This is a genomic window from Bradyrhizobium sp. AUGA SZCCT0160 (assembly GCF_018130105.1).
GTDB lineage: Bacteria > Pseudomonadota > Alphaproteobacteria > Rhizobiales > Xanthobacteraceae > Bradyrhizobium.
In genome coordinates, this window is sequence record NZ_JAFCMD010000011.1 from 96338 (window position 1) to 113480 (window position 17143).

Annotated in this window: 15 protein-coding genes; 7 read left to right on the top strand and 8 right to left on the bottom strand. The window is 63.6% G+C overall.

All coding sequences use genetic code 11. The annotated features are described in order from the left end of the window. Nucleotides 1–23: 23 nt before the first annotated feature. Nucleotides 24–1358 (bottom strand): dihydroorotase, encoded by a 1335-nt coding sequence (locus tag JQ558_RS18945; RefSeq protein ID WP_212294535.1) that lies wholly within the window; start codon nt 1356–1358, stop codon nt 24–26. A gap of 162 nt (nt 1359–1520) precedes the next feature. On the opposite strand from JQ558_RS18945, the gene JQ558_RS18950 reads away from it, so the two are divergent. The 6 genes from JQ558_RS18950 to JQ558_RS18975 all read left to right on the top strand — a co-directional run bounded on the left by JQ558_RS18950 (nt 1521) and on the right by JQ558_RS18975 (nt 7907). Continuing rightward, nucleotides 1521–2402, top strand: coding sequence for a folate-binding protein YgfZ (locus tag JQ558_RS18950; RefSeq protein WP_212294536.1), 882 nt, complete (start codon nt 1521–1523; stop codon nt 2400–2402). Nucleotides 2403–2412: 10 nt separating this feature from the next. After that, nucleotides 2413–3039 carry a DNA-3-methyladenine glycosylase I gene (locus tag JQ558_RS18955; protein ID WP_212210958.1) on the top strand — a complete coding sequence of 209 codons (627 nt, stop codon included), beginning with the start codon at nt 2413–2415 and terminating at the stop codon, nt 3037–3039. Continuing rightward, nucleotides 3036–3647, top strand: a complete 612-nt coding sequence (locus JQ558_RS18960; RefSeq protein WP_212294537.1) for an HD family hydrolase — start codon at nt 3036–3038, stop codon at nt 3645–3647. Before JQ558_RS18955 ends, JQ558_RS18960 begins: the two co-directional genes overlap by 4 nt. A gap of 266 nt (nt 3648–3913) precedes the next feature. Further along, nucleotides 3914–4102, top strand: coding sequence for a DUF3606 domain-containing protein (locus JQ558_RS18965; RefSeq protein ID WP_212294538.1), 189 nt, complete (start codon nt 3914–3916; stop codon nt 4100–4102). A 440-nt stretch (nt 4103–4542) separates the two neighbouring features. Then, the gene (locus JQ558_RS18970; RefSeq protein WP_212210962.1) at nt 4543–5049 is read left to right on the top strand and encodes a tyrosine phosphatase family protein; all 507 of its coding nucleotides are present in this window, start codon (nt 4543–4545) and stop codon (nt 5047–5049) included. Between the two features lie 137 nt (nt 5050–5186). Next, complete coding sequence (locus tag JQ558_RS18975; RefSeq protein WP_212294539.1) at nt 5187–7907, top strand: DUF2339 domain-containing protein; 2721 nt, start codon at nt 5187–5189, stop codon at nt 7905–7907. A gap of 183 nt (nt 7908–8090) precedes the next feature. On the opposite strand, the gene JQ558_RS18980 is transcribed toward JQ558_RS18975, so the two are convergent. The 6 genes from JQ558_RS18980 to ppdK form a co-directional block, all read right to left on the bottom strand. After that, a complete protein-coding gene (locus JQ558_RS18980; RefSeq protein WP_212294540.1) occupies nt 8091–8324 on the bottom strand; it encodes a DUF6894 family protein in 234 nt (77 codons plus the stop codon). Between the two features lie 138 nt (nt 8325–8462). After that, entirely contained in the window at nt 8463–9050 is a 588-nt protein-coding gene (locus JQ558_RS18985; protein WP_212210968.1) for a hypothetical protein, read from the bottom strand. A gap of 164 nt (nt 9051–9214) precedes the next feature. Beyond that, nucleotides 9215–10201, bottom strand: a complete 987-nt coding sequence (locus tag JQ558_RS18990; protein ID WP_212294541.1) for an MDR family oxidoreductase — start codon at nt 10199–10201, stop codon at nt 9215–9217. 42 nt (nt 10202–10243) lie between these two features. Continuing rightward, a complete protein-coding gene (locus JQ558_RS18995) occupies nt 10244–11488 on the bottom strand; it encodes an MFS transporter (protein WP_212210970.1) in 1245 nt (414 codons plus the stop codon). Between the two features lie 342 nt (nt 11489–11830). After that, nucleotides 11831–13318 (bottom strand): cell wall hydrolase, encoded by a 1488-nt coding sequence (locus JQ558_RS19000; RefSeq protein WP_212294542.1) that lies wholly within the window; start codon nt 13316–13318, stop codon nt 11831–11833. A gap of 448 nt (nt 13319–13766) precedes the next feature. Then, entirely contained in the window at nt 13767–16475 is a 2709-nt protein-coding gene (gene ppdK, locus JQ558_RS19005; RefSeq protein ID WP_312014693.1) for a pyruvate, phosphate dikinase, read from the bottom strand. Here ppdK and JQ558_RS38150 point away from each other — a divergent pair. Continuing rightward, nucleotides 16468–16806, top strand: a complete 339-nt coding sequence (locus JQ558_RS38150; protein ID WP_312014692.1) for a hypothetical protein — start codon at nt 16468–16470, stop codon at nt 16804–16806. The two genes, ppdK and JQ558_RS38150, sit on opposite strands and share 8 nt — an antisense overlap. Here the strand turns inward: JQ558_RS38150 and JQ558_RS19010 are convergent, their stop codons facing one another. Continuing rightward, the gene (locus tag JQ558_RS19010; RefSeq protein WP_212210978.1) at nt 16807–16962 is read right to left on the bottom strand and encodes a DUF3096 domain-containing protein; all 156 of its coding nucleotides are present in this window, start codon (nt 16960–16962) and stop codon (nt 16807–16809) included. Between the last annotated feature and the right edge of the window lie 181 nt (nt 16963–17143).

Below are 17143 nucleotides of genomic sequence, written 5' to 3' on the forward strand. Positions count from 1 at the left end.
TTCGCGGGTGATGACAAGTGTGGCTACACCCTCAACGTCTCCAAAAACCGCACCGCCTCGCCGGTCGAGGGCGCCGTCAGTTCGCCCTGCCACATCACGCGCTTGCCGCGCACGAAGGTGCCGACGGGCCAGCCGGTCACGCGCATGCCGTCATAGGGCGTCCAGCCCGCCTTCGAGGCCACCCATTTGTTGGTGATGGTCTCAGAGCGCTTGAGATCGACGACGGTGAAGTCGGCATCATAGCCGGCGGCGATGCGGCCCTTGGTCGTGATGTTGTAGAGCCGCGCCGGACCGGCGCTGGACAGATCGACGAAGCGCGCCAGCGACAGTCGCCCGGCGTTGACGTGGTCGAGCATGACAGGCACCAGCGTCTGCACCCCCGTCATGCCCGAGGGCGACGCCGGATAGGTTTTTGACTTCTCCTCCAGCGTATGCGGCGCGTGGTCGGAGCCGAGCACGTCGATGATGCCCTGCTCGATGCCGTACCAGATGCGGTCGCGGTGATCGGCCGAGCGCACCGGCGGGTTCATCTGGGCGTGGGTGCCGAGCCGCTCGTAGCATTCGGGCGCTACCAATGTGAGATGATGCGGCGTCGCCTCGCAGGACGCGACGTCCTTGTGGTCGCGCAGATAGTCGATCTCCTGCTTGGTCGAGATATGCAGCACGTGAATCCGCTTGCCGCTCTCGCGTGCAATATTCACCAGCCGCTGCGTCGCCATCAGCGCCGCGGTCTCGTCGCGCCACACCGGATGCGAACGCGGATCGCCTTCGATGCGCAGCGACTTGCGCTCGTTGAGGCGGTATTCGTCCTCGGCATGGAAGGCGGCGCGGCGCTTGATGACCGCAAAGATCCGCCGCAGGCTTTCGTCGTCCTCGACCAGCAGCGCGCCGGTCGACGAGCCGATGAACACCTTGACGCCGGCGCAGCCCGGCGCGCGTTCCAGTTCCGGCAGATCGGCGACATTGTCGCGGGTGCCGCCGATGAAAAACGCAAAGTCGCAATGCATGCGATGATGGGCGCGCTTGATCTTGTCGCTGAAGGTCGCCTCGGTGACGGTCAGGGGATCGGTGTTCGGCATTTCGAACACCGCGGTAACCCCGCCCATCACGGCACTGCGCGATCCTGTTTCCAGATCTTCCTTCTGGGTCAGGCCCGGCTCGCGGAAATGCACCTGGGTGTCGATCACACCGGGCAGGATGTGCAGGCCCTTGCAGTCGATCGTCTCGGCGGCGGACGCCTGCCCGAGCCCGCCGATCGCGGCGATCCGGCCATTGGAAATGCCGATGTCGCGGATGGCCTCGCCGTCCTGATTGACCACGGTGCCGGATTTTAGAATGGTATCAAATCGCTGATTCATCGGTCCTCGACGCCCGTTTTAGGCTGCCTCTCGGGCTTGTTGACGGCACCTTAGCGCCTTAACTTCCCATGTGATATCCGCCACCTGTGTTTCCCCAGGAACTTGAACGAGTACTTGAACGAGAAGTTCGAGAAGAACCTCCAAAACAGGCCTTTTCAGCGCATGAAAGCAGCGTTTCTTACCGACCGGGGCGTAATCAAGGTCTCAGGCGAGGACGCCCGCAATTTCCTCAATGGCCTGGTCACGACCGACGTCACGCTGCTGCGGCCGGGCCTTGGCCGGTTCGGCGCGCTGCTGACGCCGCAGGGCAAGATCACCGCCGATTTCCTGATCACGGAGGCTCCCAGCGGCCATGGCGGCGGGTTCCTGATCGACGTGCCGCGCCCCTTGGCAAAAGGCCTCGCCGACAAGCTCGGCTTCTACAAGCTGCGTGCCAAGGTCGCGGTGGAAAACCTCTCCGACAGCCTCGGCGTGCTTGCGGTGTGGGACGGCGAACCTGACATGAAGCCCGATCTTTCGTTTGCCGACCCGCGCCACGAAACGCTCGGCTGGCGCATCCTGGTTCCCGAAGAGCTCAAGCAGAAGGTCGCCGATCTGATCGGCGCAGAGCTCGTCGATGAAGCCGCCTATGAGGTGCATCGCATCGCCATTGGCGTGCCGCGCGGTGGGCTCGATTTCATGTACAGCGACGCGTTTCCGCACGAAACCAACATGGACCGCCTGCACGGCATCGATTTCGAGAAGGGCTGTTACGTCGGGCAGGAAGTGGTGTCGCGGATGCAGCACCGCGGCACGGCGCGCACCCGCGCGGTTCGGATCACGCTGGAAGATTTCTCGCCCGAGGCCGGCATCCCCGTTGTCGCCGGCGACAAGCCGGTCGGCACCATGGGGTCGACCGCCGGCGGCCACGGCATCGCGCTGCTGCGGACCGACCGCGTCGCCGACGCGCTCGACGCCGGCCTAACGTTGTCGGCCGGCGGGCTCGCGATCCGCCTCACCGATCCAAACGACGTGCGCACGCCGCCGAAGCAGACCGTCGCATGAGAAAAATCCTATGAGCCGCTCCGCACGCCTGCACACCGACGGCAAGACCCGCTGCCCGTGGCCGGGCGAAGATCCGTTCTACATGGCCTATCACGACACCGAATGGGGCGTGCCTGAGTATGACGACCGCGCGCTGTATGAAAAGCTGATCCTCGACGGCTTTCAGGCCGGCCTTTCCTGGATCACGATCCTGCGCAAGCGCGAGAACTTTCGCAAAGCGTTCGACGATTTCCAGCCGGAGAAGATCGCGCGCTACAACGAGAAGAAAGTCCACACGCTGATGAACGATGCCGGCATCGTTCGCAACCGCGCCAAGATCGAAGGCGCCGTCAACAGCGCCAAGGGCTATCTGAAGATCATGGAAGAAGGCGCGGGCTTCTCGAAGTTTTTGTGGGACTTCGTCGACGGCAAGCCGAAGGTGAACCAGTTCAAGACCACCGCCAGCGTGCCGGCATCGACGCCGCTGTCGATCAAGATTTCCAAGGAGCTCGGCGCGCGCGGATTCAAGTTCGTCGGCCCGACCATCGTCTACGCCTTCATGCAGGCCACCGGCATGGTCAACGACCATCTGGTCACGTGCTTCTGCCACGAGACCTGCAGCGGCCAACATCGCAAGCCCCGCCTCAAGGTCAAATGACGACACGAAAATCGGCTGATGTCTCGACCCGAGCCTGGCAGCGGATGCTGTCGGGACGGCGGCTCGATCTGCTCGACCCCTCGCCGCTCGATATCGAGGTCGCCGATATCGCCCATGGCCTGGCGCGCGTCGCGCGCTGGAACGGCCAGACCAGCGGCGCGCATATTTTTTCGGTGGCGCAGCACACGCTGCTGGTGGAAGCGGTGCTGCGCGAGCAGATGCCGCGCGTCGATCTCAAATTCCGGCTTGCCGCCCTGCTGCACGACGCGCCGGAATATGTCATCGGCGACATGATCTCGCCGTTCAAGGCTGTCATCGGCGGTGATTACAAGGTGGTGGAGAAACGCCTGCTGGCGGCGATCCATATCCGCTTCGGCCTGCCGCCGGTACTGGCGGATGCCATCACGCAGGCGATCAAGGCCGCCGACCGCGGCGCGGCCTATCTCGAAGCCACCCATCTGGCAGGCTTTGCCGAAGCCGAAGCCAAACGCCTGTTCGGCAAGGATCCCGGCCTGCCCGAACCAACTGTGCGCGAATATCTGACACCATGGACCGCAGCCAAGGCCGAGAAGCAGTTTCTGGCGCGGTTTGGCGCGGTGGCATCGTAGGCGTTGCGTTCCGAACTCCATCAACGCGTCGTCCCGGCCTTGAGCTCAGATGCGCAATTGCGCATCGGGGGACCCATACCGCGTGATCTTTCAATAGAAGCTCTGTAGCAAAGACCTTCCGCAAAACTTCTTGCTGTGATTATGGGTCCCGGCTCAAGGCCGGGACGACAGCGGTGCTGTTGCACCGTGGAGGCCCTTCTTCGGCATAGTTCGCGTCAATGGGAACCGAGCGTCCATAGCGCCGTTTCATTCCGTGGAGGATGGCTATGAGCGGTCTTACGAAAAAAGAACGACCCGACCGGTCCAAGATCAACATGCGCGATCCGTGTGAGGTCAAATACTGGGCCAAGGCGCTTCGCGTATCCGAAGAGGAGCTTCAGAAGGCGGTGGAGAAGGTCGGCAATTCCGCGGCCACGGTTCGAAAGGAGCTCGGGCTCATCGGCAGTTGGCACTAGCAGCCGATGGGCTCTCGAGCTGGTTCGCTCCGGTGAGGGAAGCGCTTTTTGTCCTGATGAAAAGCGCACTCGCCGGGAACGGGTTAGATGTCAGCGCGTACCGATGCGTTGGTGTCGCAGGCAGAAACCGGAAAAATGCCCACGTCCATCATTCTCCGTTGCGTCCGGTTGACACCCAGCAAGTGCCTTTCTCAACGCTGCTTGATCGATTTGGTTCTCCGGTAGAGCGATCGGTCGATGGGTGAGTGAAATTGCCTCTCCTTGCGCCTTGCCGCATCGCAGCGTTGCAGAACAAAGAGTTCAACGGGCAACTTCGGATGATTTCGCGGCTCTGAAGTCAAAACGCCCGGCGGAACCCGCTTTGACCGGTCCCCACCCGGGCCTATAATGGCGACTCCCCAGGGACGGTCCGCAATGGACACCTCCCCAAGAGGATCGCCATGCTTCACGTCTGCTCGCTCGCCGCCCTTCCCGAAACCGTCAAGGCCACCGGCGCCAGCCATATCCTCACCGTGATGGCCAATGTCGATCAGGTGCAGCGGCCGGCCTCGGTGCTCGAGGCCAACCATCTGCGCGTGTCGATGGACGACATCACCGAGGTGATGGACGGCTTTCTGGCGCCGTCGGACGCGCATATCGAGAAGGTCTTGAACTTCGTGCGCGGCTGGGACCGCAGCGCGCCGATGGTGGTGCATTGCTATGCCGGCATCAGCCGTTCGACCGCCAGCGCCTTTGCCGCCGCCTGCATGCTCAATCCGCACCGCGACGAGATTTCGATCGCCCGGCAGATCCGCGCCGCCTCGCCGATCGCCCAGCCCAACCGGCTGATCGTCAGCCTCGCCGACAAGGCGCTGGGGCGCGACGGGCGGATGCTGCGGGCACTCGATGAGATGGGCCCGGGCAGCATGACCGTCGAGGGCCGCCCCTTCCGCGTGGATCTCGAATAATCTTCTTCGGATAACGTGCTAAAATGCCGCCTCCTAGGGGGGCGGTTTGAACTTTTTCCGGGCAAAACTGCACTCACAGCATTGCGACGGGCCGCATAGAGGCGGTTAACGTTTCTGCGTGCCCGCCTGGAGGCCTGATGCTCGACGAGTTTGTAATTCTTCCGTTCCTGTTCGCCATTGTCGCCGTTATCATTGCCGTCAAAGCGATGAACGAGATCGGGGAGTTGCGAAGGCGGCTGGACAGGATGGAAGCGGCGGCAGCGCTCGCCAGGGCCGTTCCGCCACCGCTTCCCCAGATGTTCGAGCAAGGCACCGCGCCCGCCTCTCCCGGCGTCGTGGCCGAACCGCCGCCGATCGCGCCGGAGGCTGAATGGACCCCTCCCGCCGCCGGACCGCAAACCGAAGCGCCGACCGAGACGACAGCGGAAACGGCTGACGGCCCGCCCGCCGCGCCGCCGCCGCCCTTGCCGCAACCCGATCGCGGTTTCGAGGAAACCATCGGCACCCGCTGGGTGGTGTGGATCGGCGGCCTGACGCTCGCGCTCGGCGGCTTCTTCATGGTGCGCTATTCGATCGAGGCCGGCCTGCTCGGCCCCGGAGTGCGTGTGCTGCTCGGCGGCCTGTTCGCGCTGGCGCTGCTCGCTGCCGGCGAATGGACCCGCCGCAAGGAGAGCATCTCCACGATCGAAGCGACGCCGATCGCCAACATCCCCGCGATCCTGACCGCCGCCGGCACGGCCGTGGCCTTTGCGACCGTCTACGCAGCCTATGCGCTGTACGGCTTCCTGGTGCCCGCCACCGCGTTCATCCTGCTTGGGCTGGTGGCGATGGGCACGCTGGCCGCGGCACTGCTGCACGGGCCGGCGCTGGCCGGGCTCGGCATCGCCGGAGCCTTCGTCACCCCGGTCCTGGTCTCCTCCGGCAAGCCGGACTTCTGGGCGCTCTATGTCTATCTCGCGATCGTCACCGCGGCCGCGTTCGGCCTGGCGCGGGTGCGGATGTGGCGCTGGCTCGCGGTCACCACCATCGTGTTCGCGGTGCTCTGGACGCTCCCCTGCCTGCAATGCGGACCGTCGATGGTCGCGCCGCATGTGTTCCATGTGATCGCCGGTTTCATCCTCGCCGCATTGCTTGTCGTGTGCGGCTTCATGTTCGGGCCTTCGGCGCAAGAAGGCGAGATCGAACCGATTTCGTCCGGCTCGCTCGCGGCTTATCTGTTCGGCGCGACCCTGATCGTGCTGAACAGTTCTCATGCCGACGCCGCGATGGTCGCGTTCGGCCTGCTGGTCGCCGGCAGCCTGTTTGTGGCCTGGCGCACCGAGGCCGCGGTCGGCGCGGTCGGCGCCGCCGCCGGTCTCGTCTTCATCGTGTTCGCCGAATGGGCGATCCGCGCCAACCCTGACATGCTGGTGCTGCCCGGCGGGCCGATCGCGGGCATCGGGCCGAGCGCCACGGATGGTTCTGTTTCGCTGCACCTGATCTCGGCTGCGATCTTCGCCGCCGGATTTGGTGTCGCGGGATTCCTGGCGCAGGGCCGCTCGGCCAGCGCCGTCATCCCTGTGGTCTGGTCGGCTACGGCCGTGTTCACGCCGCTCGCACTGCTGGTCGCGCTCTATGCCCGGATCGCGAATCTCGACCGCTCGATCCCTTTCGCGATCCTCGCGGTAATCCTTGCCGCCGCCTATGCTGCGGCGACCGAGATCCTGACCAAGCGCGAGGACCGTCCGGGCCTGCAGGCCTCGATCGCGCTGTTTGCCACCGGCGCGCTCGCAGCACTGGCGCTGGCGCTGACATTCGCGCTGGAAAAAGGCTGGCTCACGATCGCGCTGGCGCTGATGTCGGCAGGCACCGCCTGGATCTCGATGCAGCGCCCGATCCCGTTCCTGCGTTCGCTGGCCGCGATCCTCGCCGCCATCGTGGTGCTGCGGATCGGTTACGAACCGCGCATCGTAGGCCACGCCGTCGGCACCACGCCGATCTTCAACTGGCTGCTGTGGGGCTACGGCATTCCGGCGCTATCGTTCTGGGCCGGCAGCATCTTCCTGCGCCGCGGCGGCGACGATGCGCCGCTGCGCATCGTTGAATCCGCTGCCATCCTGTTCACGGTGCTGCTGGCGTTCATGGAAATCCGCCATGCCGTGAATAATGGCGACGTCTATCGCCCGAGCGCGGGCCTCGCCGAAGTAGCGCTGCAGGTCTGTGTCGCGCTGGCGATGGCGATCGGGCTGGAGCGGCTGCGCCTCCGCACCGGAAGTGTCGTTCACAATGCCGGCGCAATCCTGCTCACCGCCTTTGCAGGCCTGACTTCCGTGTTCGGGCTGCTGGTGCTGGAGAACCCGATGCTATGGTCGATGATCGATGTCGGCGGCGTCGTCATCAACCTGCTGCTGCTGGGCTATGCCCTGCCCGCGGTGCTGGCGCTGCTGTTGTCCTATGCGGTGGCGGGGCAGCGTCCGGTCGAATACGCCAACACGATCGCCGCAGGCGCGCTGATTCTGGCGCTGGCCTATGTGACGTTTGAAATCCGCAGGATCTATCACGGTCCGGTCATGGCCATCGGCCCGACCACGGGTGCCGAGCAATACACCTACTCGATCGCCTATCTGGCGTTCGGCGTCGTCATGCTCGGGATTGGCATCCTCTTCAACTCGCAACGCGCGCGGCTGGCGTCAGCGGTCGTGATCGCGCTGACGATCCTGAAAGCGTTCCTGATCGACATGTCGACGCTGACCGGGGTCTACCGTGCGCTGTCCTTTATGTGCCTGGGCCTGGTGCTGGTGGCGATCGGCTGGCTGTATCAGCGGATCCTGTTCCGCAGGCGGGCGGCTACGGCGCCCGCGGTGCCGACAGGGAGTTGATCGGTCAGGGCGCGCACCGAACGGAGGAACTTGCCGATCGAAACTAGAGCTTTGGTTCTGATTGAATCAGAACCAAAGCTCTAGACTCTTGTTTTGACGCGTTTTCTATCGCTGATAAGTCTACGCAATCTGCGCAAACTTGATTGCTATGCGAACCGGTATCCACTTCGCTCGAAAACGCTCCTAGGTGACGGATTCCGCCACGAGGCGGATCCTGAACACTGGCTTCTTGGATTCGTCCAGCATTTCCATCTGCCATTCGGCATTCTGCTTCATGCTGCGCGAAATGCTGCCGAGCAGGTTGCCGGACACCTTGGTCATCTCGGCCCAGGCGGCTTCGCGGCTTTCGAATTCGGAGCCCTGGTCGGATGCGCCAGCGTAGCGCCCGTTGCTGATCCGGAAAAAATACAGCGGCATAGTTGATCTCACGTATGAGCCGCCCCCAGGCCGTCATTGGCCGTCACGGTGGGCTAGACTCGCTACCAAGACGTGAAAACGCCAGCCCGTATGACTACGGGCACACTTTCCCAACTTTGGGCTTCATTTCGCCTGATATCACTCGGTGGAACGGCGCAGCTCCGGCGCGCTTTCGGCCTTCGCCGGCTCCGCCTTCACCGGCTCGAGCTTCGCGGCCTCAACCGCCGGCGTCTCGACGCGAGCCGAGACCTCCGTGCGCGAGGCGTCGGCCGAGCGTGTCTGCGCCGGCGCATGCAGCGAACGCGGCCGTGCCACCGAGCGGGCCATCAACATCTGCTGCGCGCCCTGGTGACGGAAATCGCAATAGGCGAAGCCCATGCCCGACACCGATCCCCGGAAGGAGCGGTCATCGCGCTTGTCGAGATTGAAGCACGGCTCGAACGGAAGACCCTTGATGGAAGCGCAAACCGCCTGGCCGCGGATCTGCAGCGTGTTGCCGGGCAGACGCACATGGCGGGTCGGCCCCGCGCCGCTGAATTGAATGGATCCGGCCGCCCCGAGATCGTCGAGCACGCGGCCCGCGCCGCGGGTGCCGTCGAAACAGGTGAAGGCGAAAACCTTGCCGCTCACAAACTTACGGGCTTCATCGGCATTCATCATCCCGGCCAGCGCCGGCACCACCATCGACGTGGCCGTGACGGCCCCCAACACCAAACGCGCAAGCATGCAGCAACTCCACCCTACTGAGCGCGGGCACCCGCCTTGCTAGACATGACCTCCGCGGAAACCCGGTATCCCGTTTTCCGGATCATGCAGGCCTCTTTACCCGCTGCTTACCATACGAACCGTGGCAACATTGGAGCAGCATGGTTGGTAAAGTCTGAACGCCGTTAGAGAATTTTTACCACGATTCGACCGCGGACCTCGCCCGCGAGGATTTTGGCACCGGCGCCGATGACTTGGTCCAGGCCAATTTCATGAGTAATATCAGCTAGTTTGCCGTGATCCAAATCGCTGGCAAGGCGGCTCCAGGCAAGCTTGCGCTGCTCGATCGGGCACATCACCGAATCGATGCCGAGAAGGCACACTCCGCGCAAAATGAACGGCGCCACCGACGAGGGCAGGTCCATGCCCGCCGCAAGGCCGCAGGCGGCGATAGCGCCGCCATATCTGGTCATCGAGAGCAGGTTGGCGAGCGTGGTCGACCCGACGCTGTCGATGCCGCCGGCCCAGCGCTCCTTGGCCAGCGGCTTTGCCGGGCCTGACAATTCGTTGCGGTCGATCACCTCGGCGGCGCCGAGACCTTTCAAATAATCGGTTTCCGACACCCGTCCCGTGGAAGCGATGACGTGATAGCCGAGTTTCGACAGCACGGCGGTCGCGACCGAACCGACCCCGCCCGCAGCACCTGTCACGACGACGGGGCCGCTTTTGGGCGTCAGGCCGTGCTTCTCCAGCGCCAGCACCGACAGCATCGCGGTGTAGCCGGCGGTGCCGATCGCCATCGCGTCGCGGGTCGAGATGTTGTCGGGCAGCCGCACCAGCCAGTCGCCCTTGACGCGGGCCTTCTCGGCGTAGCTGCCGAGATGGGTCTCGCCCATGCCCCAGCCGTTGCAGACCACCCTGTCGCCGGCCTTCCACTGCGGATGGGTGGATTGTTCGACGACGCCTGCGAAGTCGATGCCGGCGATCATCGGGAAGCGCCGCACCACCGGGGCCTTGCCGGTGAGAGCCAGGCCGTCCTTGTAGTTCAGAGTCGACCATTCGACGCGGACGGTGACGTCGCCTTCCATCAATTCGGCTTCGTCGAACTGCGTTAGCGCGGCGGAGGTACCCTTTTCCGCCTTGTCGATCCTGATGGCCTTGAACGTTCCCACGGCAACCTCCCCGAACTTTGTATGTCCGGGGTTTTTACCGGATCAGGCGGGCTGCGCAACCGCCCGCGCGACCGGCTGTTCCACGATCGGCAAATTGATCAACGCCGACAGCACGCCGAAGAAGATCGAGAGCCACCAAAGCGGCGTATACGACCCGAACTGCTCGAATACGATGCCGCCAAGCCATACCCCAAGGAAACCGCCTACCTGGTGGCTGACGAAGGCAAAACCATACAGCGTCGCAAACCAGCGGGTGCCGAACATGATCGCCACCAGCGCCGAGGTCGGCGGTACCGTCGAGAGCCAGGTCAGACCGGTGGCAGCGCCGAACATGATCGCCGAGAAAGTGGTGATCGGGAATGAAATGAACGCCAGGATGGTCAGTGCCCGGGCAAAATAGAGCATCGAGAGGATGTAGCGCTTCGGATATTTGTTCTGCAGCCAGCCGACGCTGAGCGAGCCGATGATGTTGAACAGGCCGATGGCGGCGACCACCCAGCCGCCGGTCTGCGCCGAGACGCCGCGATCGGACAGATAGGCCGGCAGATGCACCGTGATGAAGGCGAGCTGGAAACCGCAGGTGAAGAAGCCGAGCACCAGCAATACGTAGGAGCGGTGGCCGAACGCTTCCGCCAGCGCGGTCTTGAACGATTGCTGGTCGGCGGCGGGAACGTTGGACGACGTTGCGGGCGGTGTCGCGATCGCCAGCGACAGCGGCACGATCAACAGCATCAGCAGGGCAAACACGGTCAGCGCCGGCTGCCAGCCGAAATTATCGATCAACGCAACGCCAAAGGGCGCGAACAGGAATTGCCCGAACGAGCCGGCGGCCGTGCCGGCGCCGAGCGCCAGGCCACGCTTCTCCGGCGGTAGCAATTTGCTGAACGCCGACAGCACCAGGTTGAACGAACAGCCGGAGAGTCCAAAGCCGATCAGGACGCCGGCACCGAGATCGAGCGAGGCCGGCGTCGAAGCGTAGCGCATCAAAAGCAGTCCGCCGGCGTACAGCAGCGCGCCGATGACCATCACCCGCAGGATGCCGAAGCGGTCGGCGATCGCGCCAGCGATCGGCTGGCCCAATCCCCACAACAGGTTCTGCAGCGCCAGCGCGAGGCCGAACACGTCGCGGCCCCAGGTAAACTCCTTGCTCATGGGCTGGATGAAGAAACCAAGGCTCGATCGCGGCCCGAAACTGAGCAGCGCGATCGCGCATCCGCAGATGATGATCACCAATGGCGTCCGCCAGCTGGCTTTGGCCGGGCGAAGATTGTCTGCGGTGACAGCCATGCGTTTCCTCGATGCTTGGCGCCCGGGCCGGAGGGGACAGGCCGGGTGCGCCGGGAGGAGTTAATGCATTCGCATGGAAATCCCAAGAGCGGCGGAGAAAATTTTTCCACTGCAGGGCAGCCCTGCAAAATCGTCGAGTGCAATTTGGGGGAGCAAGCTGGTGCACGGAGCCAACCGCGCAATAACTCGTCGTCCCGGCCTTGAGCCGGGACCCATAAACACAGGACATTGTGAGCTAAGGAAGTCGTCGACCACCGTCTCAATCAGCACGGCCGCAGCGTATGGGTCCCCCGATGCGCAATTGCGCATCTGAGGTCAAGCCCGGGACGACGGATGAGAGACCTACCTTCTGAAGCTCGCCTGCTCGGCCGAGCTCTTTGCGGCTTCGGCGAGCTTGGCGGAAATTTGCGCCGTCTCCGCCGCCGTGCCCCAGCTTGGCGCGTCGCTGCCGTCGCCCCAGTTGCGGGGCCGGTAGAAGGTGTGCACGCCGGTCTTGTACATCTTCTTCATCTCGCTGACCCAGGACGGACGCACCCAATAGGCATGGTAGTGCGTCGACTTGTCGACCTCGGGCAGCCAGAGCTGGCCGTCCAGCATCGCCTTTGCGATCCGTTGCGCGCGATCCCACATGTCGGGCTCTTTGACGACGTCCTTGTTGTTGTCGCAGGCGAAGGTGAACTGGCAGGCCAGATGGCGGTGCTTGTTCTGGTAGACCACGCCACACACCGTATCCGGATATTTGCCGGAGAAGGCGCGGTTCAACACCACTTGCGCCACCGCGATCTGGCCCCGCACCGCTTCGCCGCGGGCTTCGAAATAGACAACTTCGGTCAGACATTTTTCCGACTTGGCGCGCGACTTCTCGTCGAACAGGCCGAGCCGCTCAGCCGGGGTCTTGGCGCGCTGGTTGTCGGAATTGACCTCGCCCTTCGGCGCGACGCTGACGCCCATCTCGCCGGCCTTGACCGGGCCGTCGGCGTCGACCGGCAGCGAGGCCATGATCTTCATGTCGGAATCGGCCACCACCGCGCTCGGCAGCATGATGATGGGCTCCTCGCCCGGCCGCCAGCGCTCGATGGTTTCGGGCGAGCCGAGGGAAGAGCCAAAAAACAGGCTCGAGGTCTTGAAGGAGAAATTGTCGCGCGGCGGCGCGGGCGCGAGCGCCACTTCTGGTGCTGCCGAGACGTCCTTTGGCTTACCGAGCGGCTTGTCGTCGAGCGACAAATCTTCGCGCGGCCTGGCTTCGAGTGACATCGACACATCGAATTGCGGCAGCGGCGGCGCGCGCAGCGCGGCCTGAAGTTCGGGATCGAGCGGCGCGGGCCCACCTGAAGGTAGCGTGACGGCGGTCTTCTGGCCTTTGACGGAAGCGTTTGAAGTCGAAGGATCTTCGATGGCCGGCGCGCTGCCGACGGGGATTGAACTCTCCGCAGGCGCGGACGGCGCGATGACAAGGCGATCGCCCTTCATGGTGCGATCGACCTTGGGGAAATCGGCGGCAAGATAACGCGGCGGCGGGGCGATGATCGGGTTGCGCGTCACTGCGCCGGTGATGTCGATGCCCTGATTGTCGAGGCTGGCGAGCCGAAAGGTTGCGGTCTGCGGCGAAGAGGTTCCGATCGGACGGCCGAAGCTGAAGGTCGCGACATGGATATTGCCGGCGGTGGAGAACACCCGCTTCTGCCAGCGTTCGGCCACGCCCGGCTGCCGGGCCAGCAGTGACGCGATATCCTGATATCCGATCTCGGTCGGCATCAATGCGAAGATGCAAAGACCGAGACCGAAGGACGCGAACCGCGCGCCCTTCGGCTGGTTACGCAACACATTCATCGATACGCTCTACGCAACGCTTACAAAAAACGACCGAACTCAGTACATCCGTGCAATTCGATCTTTATTGTTGGTATCGAATTTAGGTTGCCGGGGAGTTAATCGGCGTGGCCTGCGTGCACCACGCAAGATTTCGCGCGCATTTGCTGTGGCGCTTGAGAAAGCTTGGTAAACGGGAGCGCGATGAAAGTGGTAAACATCCCGTCAACGAAGATGATGAAGAAACTGTTGCGGGTTCACCGTGTTGCTACGGGGCTGGTGATCGCAGCCTAAGCCCCGTCATTGCGAGCGAAGCGAAGCAATCCATCGCACGGCATAACGGATGGATGGATTGCTTCGTCGCTGCGCTCCTCGCAATGACGAAGGGCCTGCGCGCCCAAAAACGTTCATGCCCGGGACAAGCCCGGGCATGACGACGTCTCTGTTAATTCTCAGCGTTGAGTAAAAACTACGCCTGGCTGGCGACCGTCTTGCCGAGCGCCGCTTGCGCCGCGGCGAGCCGCGCGATCGGCACGCGATAGGGCGAGCACGAGACGTAGTCGAGGCCGATCTCGTGGCAGAACGCCACCGAGGCGGGATCGCCACCATGCTCGCCGCAAATCCCGACCTTGAGATCGGGCCGCGTCTTGCGGCCGCGTGCGACGCCGATCTTGACGAGTTCACCGACGCCATCGCGGTCGACCGAGATGAACGGATCGATCTCGAGGATACCCTTCGCCACATAGGTGCCAAGGAAGCTCGCCGCGTCGTCGCGGCTGATGCCGTAGGTGGTCTGCGTCAAATCGTTGGTGCCGAAGGAGAAGAACTCGGCGGTCTGCGCCACGTCGCCGGCCATCAGGCACGCGCGCGGCAACTCGATCATGGTGCCGACCTGATAGACCAGTTTCTTGCCGGTCTCCTTCATCACCGACTGCGCGGTGGCGTCGATCCGCGCCTTGACCAGGTCGAACTCGGCCTTGGTCGCGATCAGCGGCACCATCACTTCGAGGCCGACGGCCTTGCTGGTGCGCTTCTCGGCCTCGACCGCGGCTTCGAAGATCGCGCGCGCCTGCATCTCGGCGATTTCAGGATAGGCGATCGCAAGACGGCAACCGCGGAAGCCCAGCATCGGGTTGAACTCGGCAAGATCCCTGGCACGGTCCGCGAGCTTGCGCGGATCGGTGTTCATCGCACGCGCGACTTCCTCGATCTCGGCCTGGGTGTGCGGCAGGAACTCGTGCAGCGGCGGATCGAGCAGACGGATCGTGACGGGAAGCCCCTTCATGATCTCGAACAGCTCGACGAAGTCCGCGCGCTGCATCGGCAGCAGCTTCGACAGCGCCGCGCGGCGTGACTGTTCGTCCTCGGAAAGGATCATCTCCCGCACGGTACGGATGCGGGTTTCCTCGAAGAACATGTGCTCGGTACGGCAAAGGCCGATGCCCTCGCCGCCGAACTTGATCGCGGTGCGCGCGTCTTCCGGCGTATCGGCGTTGACGCGAACGCCGAGCTTGCGAACGGCGTCGGCCCAGCCCATCAGCGTGCCGAATTCGCCCGACAGTTTCGGCTCGATCATCGGCATCCGTCCGGCCAGCACCTGGCCGACCGACCCGTCGATGGTGATGACGTCGCCGGTCTTGAAGGTGCGGGTGCCGATGCTCATGGTACCGCGGCCGTAATCGACGCGGATGGTGCCGCAGCCGGAGACGCAGGGCTTGCCCATGCCGCGCGCGACCACGGCGGCGTGCGAGGTCATGCCGCCACGGGTGGTGAGAATGCCCTCGGCGGCATGCATGCCGTGAATGTCCTCCGGGCTGGTCTCGACCCGCACCAGAATGACCTTGCGGCCATCGGCCTGCAGTTTCGCAGCTTCATCGGACGAGAACACGATTTCGCCGGAGGCGGCGCCCGGCGAAGCCGGCAGGCCGGTCGCGATGACGTCGCGCTTGGCGGCGGGATCGATGGTCGGATGCAGCAACTGGTCGAGCGAGGCGGGATCGATCCGCATCACCGCGTCCTTTTTCGAGATCAGTCCTTCATTGGCAAGCTCGACCGCAATCCGCAGCGCCGCCTTGGCGGTGCGCTTGCCGCCGCGGGTCTGCAGCATCCACAATTTGCCCTGCTCGACCGTGAACTCCATGTCCTGCATGTCGCGGTAGTGCTTTTCCAGCAGCGTGTAGATCCGCGTCAGTTCCTTGAACGCGTCGGGCATCGCGGTTTCCATCGACGCCTTGTCGGAGCCGGATTCCTGGCGCGCAAATTCGGTGATGTCCTGCGGCGTGCGGATACCCGCCACCACGTCTTCGCCCTGCGCGTTGATCAGGAATTCGCCGTACAGCTTGCTCTCGCCGGTCGAGGGATTGCGCGTGAACGCAACGCCGGTCGCCGAGGTCTCGCCCATATTGCCGAACACCATGGCCTGAATGTTGACAGCGGTGCCCCAGGATTCCGGGATGTCGTGCAGGCGGCGGTAGGTCACCGCGCGCGCGTTCATCCAGGACGAGAACACCGCACCGATCGCGCCCCACAATTGCGCGTGCGGATCCTGCGGGAAGTCCGCGCCGGTCTCGCGCGCCACCGCATCCTTGTAACGGCCGACCAGCTCGACCCAGTCGTCGCCGGTCAGATCGGTGTCGAGCGTGTAGCCCTGGCCGTCCTTGAAGGTGTCGAGGATGTCCTCGAAATGATGATGCTCGAAGCCGAGCACGACATCCGAATACATCGTGATGAAACGCCGATAGCTGTCATAGGCAAAGCGGCGGTCGCCGGACAATTCGGCGAGCGCTTCGACGGTCTCATCGTTGAGGCCGAGATTGAGCACGGTATCCATCATGCCCGGCATCGACGCGCGGCCGCCGGAGCGCACGGACACCAACAGCGGATTTTTGGGATCGCCGAACGACTTGCCGGCGAGCTTGCCGACGTGCTCCAGCGCCTTCTCGACCTGAGTCTTCAGCGCAGCCGGATAGGATTTGTCGTGGGCGTAAAAATAAGTGCAGACCGAAGTTGGAATCGTGAAGCCCGGAGGCACCGGCAGGCCGAGATTGGCCATTTCGGCGAGATTGGCGCCCTTGCCGCCGAGCAGATCGCGCAAGCCGGCTTTGCCCTCGGCCTTGCCGTCGCCAAACGTGTAGACCCACTTGCCGGATTTTACCGCTTCGACGGCCGGCTTGCTCACCTTCTTCGCCGTCTTGCTGGCAGGCTTGTTCGGAGCCTTCGCAACTACTTTGGCAGCTGCCTTGGCAACTGGCTTCGTAACCGCCTTGGGTGCCGGCTTCGCAACTGCCTTCGGTGCCGGAGCCTTCGTTAGCGTCTTGCGCGCCGAGGCCGCCGGCGCGGCTTTGCCCGGCGCCGATGACTTTGATTTCGCTACGATTTTCACAAGGTTTTTCTTGGACTTCGCAACCGCTTTGGCCATGGCAGATGACAATCCGAAAAGAGAGGAGAAGATGCGCGCCTTACACCACTTTGAGGGGTTCCGCGCAAGCCGCGAAACCCCGCTTGCCTGACTAGAAGCGCAGCATCTTGAACACGCCGAGCCCGGCCAGACCGACGATGATCAGGTAAATCGCGACGATGAAATTCAGGAACCGCGGCATGATCAGGATCAGGATTCCCGCAATCAGGGCGACGATCGGGGAAATATGCGCGGCGGTGATGGTCATTTGAAATTTCTCCGGATGATGAGGGGAAGCTCGAATCGAGGGCGGCAACTTAACCGCTGGCGCGGTTCCGGAATAGGAGACGCCTGTCGCATCAATGGGTTCCGGCGTTCGCAAAAATTGCCCGAAATTGCCGCGTTTGAGGCAGTCGTTTTTCCGGAACTATGCCGCGCGGGATGAATTG

Bases quoted from the DNA above. Each gene is read 5' to 3' on its own strand.
- JQ558_RS18945 (WP_212294535.1), bottom strand. From the start codon at position 1,358: ATGAATCAGCGATTTGATACCATTCTAAAATCCGGCACCGTGGTCAAT.
- JQ558_RS18950 (WP_212294536.1), top strand. From the start codon at position 1,521: ATGAAAGCAGCGTTTCTTACCGACCGGGGCGTAATCAAGGTCTCAGGC.
- JQ558_RS18955 (WP_212210958.1), top strand. From the start codon at position 2,413: ATGAGCCGCTCCGCACGCCTGCACACCGACGGCAAGACCCGCTGCCCG.
- JQ558_RS18960 (WP_212294537.1), top strand. From the start codon at position 3,036: ATGACGACACGAAAATCGGCTGATGTCTCGACCCGAGCCTGGCAGCGG.
- JQ558_RS18965 (WP_212294538.1), top strand. From the start codon at position 3,914: ATGAGCGGTCTTACGAAAAAAGAACGACCCGACCGGTCCAAGATCAAC.
- JQ558_RS18970 (WP_212210962.1), top strand. From the start codon at position 4,543: ATGCTTCACGTCTGCTCGCTCGCCGCCCTTCCCGAAACCGTCAAGGCC.
- JQ558_RS18975 (WP_212294539.1), top strand. From the start codon at position 5,187: ATGCTCGACGAGTTTGTAATTCTTCCGTTCCTGTTCGCCATTGTCGCC.
- JQ558_RS18980 (WP_212294540.1), bottom strand. From the start codon at position 8,324: ATGCCGCTGTATTTTTTCCGGATCAGCAACGGGCGCTACGCTGGCGCA.
- JQ558_RS18985 (WP_212210968.1), bottom strand. From the start codon at position 9,050: ATGCTTGCGCGTTTGGTGTTGGGGGCCGTCACGGCCACGTCGATGGTG.
- JQ558_RS18995 (WP_212210970.1), bottom strand. From the start codon at position 11,488: ATGGCTGTCACCGCAGACAATCTTCGCCCGGCCAAAGCCAGCTGGCGG.
- JQ558_RS19000 (WP_212294542.1), bottom strand. From the start codon at position 13,318: ATGAATGTGTTGCGTAACCAGCCGAAGGGCGCGCGGTTCGCGTCCTTC.
- JQ558_RS19010 (WP_212210978.1), bottom strand. From the start codon at position 16,962: ATGACCATCACCGCCGCGCATATTTCCCCGATCGTCGCCCTGATTGCG.